The organism is Streptomyces sp. DH12 (assembly GCF_020873895.1).
GTDB lineage: Bacteria > Actinomycetota > Actinomycetes > Streptomycetales > Streptomycetaceae > Streptomyces.
Genome location: NZ_JAHWGT010001605.1, coordinates 1 through 395 on the forward strand (window position 1 = coordinate 1; position 395 = coordinate 395).

A 395-nucleotide genomic window follows, 5' to 3' on the forward strand; every position below is an offset into this window, starting at 1 on the left:
CTGGTTCGACCGGTCCCTGACCGTCACCAAGGATGAAGACCTCTTCACAAAGGACGACACCGCCGCTTCCTGAGCCCTCATCCCTGGTGATCGAATGGCCGGTATGCGGCCCGAGCATTGTGTGACGCGGAATCACATGGACGTCTCCGCCCAGGGCGTGCTGCCGACCGGGGCGCGGCCCGTTCCGTTCCGGACGCTGATGCGCGGGTCGCTGGTGCCGGCCGTCCTCTGGGCCGGTGTCGTGGGTCTCGTGTCCCTCGTCGTCGGCCCGGGCGCAGGAGCGGTCGTCTGCGGGATCTTCGGACTGTTCTTCGCCGTCGGGTTCGCCCGGCGCCGCCGGAAGCAGCACTCCATCCGGTGCAGCGCCTACGGTGCGCTCGCCGGGGTGTTCAAGG

General features: G+C 68.9%; 1 protein-coding gene. It reads left to right on the top strand.

Going from position 1 to position 395, the window contains the following annotated elements:
* Positions 1 to 136: 136 nt before the first annotated feature.
* A partial coding sequence (locus LPA54_RS41310) for a hypothetical protein (RefSeq protein ID WP_228985520.1) occupies positions 137 to 395 on the top strand: 259 nt, incomplete at its 3' end.